The 2,813-nt window shown below is 54.2% G+C and carries 1 protein-coding gene; it reads right to left on the reverse strand.

Features of this window, described 5'->3' with window-relative positions; genetic code table 11:
* The coding region (locus HFD99_RS24655) for a non-ribosomal peptide synthetase (RefSeq protein ID WP_167441037.1) at window positions 1-2,813 on the reverse strand (2,813 nt) is incomplete at both ends.

Raw genomic sequence — 2,813 nt, forward strand, 5'->3', positions numbered from 1 at the left:
AGCACCGGATACTGACTCGTAAACCAGCCCACGGTACGTGTGATGTCGATATCGGGAACAATAGCTTCCCGGCCATGCCCTTCCAGATTGACCAGCACACGCTCCTGACCGCTCCAGTTGTACAATGCGCTGCCGAGTGCGGTTAACAGCAGATCATTGACCTCGGTGTGGTACGCACGATGTGCTTCCTGCAGCAGCAGTCGGGTGTCCTGTTCGCTCCACGCCACGCTCACCGTCTCACTGTCTCTGACCACAAAATGCTGTCCTGCCGCTCTTTCTTGATCCTTAGGTAGCGATGCGACTTCCGCGTGGGCAAGACGCTCCCAATATTCGCGTTCTTTGTCGATGGCCGGACTGTTGGCATATTGAGACAAACGTTCTGCCCAAGTGGAGAACGAGTCCGTTTTATATGGCAAGCGAATCGCTTCTCCCCGAGCGGCCTGCTCATATCCAGTCGCAAAATCCTCAAACACAATCCGCCATGAAATGCCGTCTACAACCAAATGGTGAATGGCAATCAGTAAATGATCTCCATCCATGCAGCGGAAAAGTCCCAACTTCACCAGTGGTCCTTCGTCTAGACGAATGGAGCTTTGAATGGCATTGGTTTTCGTTTCAATGGTTGCTGTCACCTCTGCAAGGGTTGGCATATCTGTCAAATCCACAACGTCCAGATGATACAGCTCGCCTTCATTCAAACCGCGATTCCACGCTTCATAGCCCTGTTCGGTCTGACGGAAGACCATACGCAGCGCATCATGATGCTCCGTCAACTTGGTCACCGTGTGATGCAATGCGGCTTCATCGAAGCCTTCTGCTCGATGCAGCATCACCGACTGGTTGAAATAATGCGGCTCTGCCGAGGCTTGTCCAAAGAACCACTGCTGGATCGGGGTCAGCTTGACGCTGCCTGATATCTCGCCCTGATCGGTCGTACGGCTAACTTTTTGTACACGACCGCTCAGCAGCGAAATGGACGGATATTGGAACAAATCCTTCATATCCAGCTTGTAGCCCGCTTGCAGTAAGCGGGACGATACCTGGATCGCTTTGATCGAATCGCCGCCGAGGTCAAAGAAATTATCCAAAATCCCGATTCTCTTCGCTCCTAAGACAGACTGCCAAATCGAAACCAACGTCTGCTCCAGCGCTGTGCGCGGCTCTACATAATCCGCTCCGCTTTGCAGGCCGCCTTCCGGTGCTGGCAGGGCCTTGCGATCGATTTTGCCGTTCGGTGTTAGCGGCATCTGCTCCAACTGGATGAAGTACGAAGGCACCATGTAGTTGGGCAGCTCCTCACCCAGCAAGCTGCGCAGCTCACCCGCGCTGACGTCTCTTTCAGCGACATAGTACGCCACCAGTTGGTTTTGTCCCTGCTCGTCCGCTTGGGCCAGGACGATGACCTCTTGCACATTTTCCACTTTCAATATTTGTGCTTCGACCTCGCCCAGTTCGATCCGGTAGCCCCGGATTTTCACCTGATGGTCGATCCGGCCCAAATATTCAATGTTGCCGTCTGGCATCCATCTTGCCAAGTCCCCCGTACGGTACATTCGTTCATAGCCGGCTTCACCGGCTGCAAACGGGTTCGGTACAAATTTCTCCGCCGTCAGTTCTGAACGATCCAGGTAACCACGCGCCAGACCCGGACCAGACACGCACAGCTCACCTGCTACGCCGACCGGAGCCAAATGTCCATGCACATCCAGCATGTACACCCGGTGATTCGGCATAGGACGACCGATGGAAATGAGTTGGCCTGCCCTTTCATCCTCGGATACCGGCCAGATGGACGTTGCCACCGAGTTTTCGGTTGGACCGTAGCCATTGTAGTACGCCACTTGATCCTTCCACTTGTATACCAATTCTGTGGAAGAGGCTGAGCCCGCGGTGAACAAAATACGCAGGTTTGGCATCCGCTCCGGCTCCAGGTACACCGCATAGGTCGGCGGCAAAGCGGCCACCGTAATCCGGTGATCGGCCATATACTGCTCAAACCGTTCGTAGTTCAAAATCGTCTCTGTCGTTGGCACGTATAACGTGGCGCCGCAGAACAAAGCTTGGAAGATTTCCCAGCAAGCTGCATCAAACGAGTAGCTGGCGAACAGCAGTGCATGATCCGACGTACGGATCTTGAGCGTCTGATCAAAATACGTTTTCAGATTGCACAGCCCATGGTGCTCCAGCATCACGCCCTTCGGCTGCCCCGTCGTCCCTGACGTATAAATCACATACGCCAAATCGTTTGAACCGGACCCCGGCTCCAGGTTGGAGCCATCCTCGTGATACACACTTTGTGCTCCATCCAGCACCAGCACTTGACCATCGATAACTGCTTTGTCCACCAGATGGCTTTGTGTCAACAGCAGCCTCGCACCCGAGTCGTCCAGCATATAGCGGATACGTTCTTCCGGGTAGGTTGGATCGATAGGTACATAGGCGCCTCCGGCTTTTAAAATCCCGAAGATCCCCACAAGCATGTCCACCGACCGTTCGGTCATCAAACCCACCAAACGATCCTTCGTCACGCCTTGACTGCGCAAGGTACGAGCCAGACGATTGGCGCGTTCATTCAGCTCGCGATAAGTCAACTGCTCTCCTTCAAAGAACAAGGCTGTTTGCTCCGGTGTCTGCGCCGTTTGCGCCTCGAACAAGCCGTGAATCGTTTGCTCGTTTGGATAGGTTGCCGCTGTATTGCCCCAGACCTCAACGATTTGCTCGCGCTCCTGCACCGTAACCATATCCAGCTCATGTACACGGATGTCCGGATTGGCTGTCACCTGCTCCAGCAGCTGTACCAGATGACCTCGAAT

Source organism: Paenibacillus sp. EKM301P, assembly GCF_011800295.1.
Lineage (GTDB): Bacteria > Bacillota > Bacilli > Paenibacillales > Paenibacillaceae > Paenibacillus > Paenibacillus polymyxa.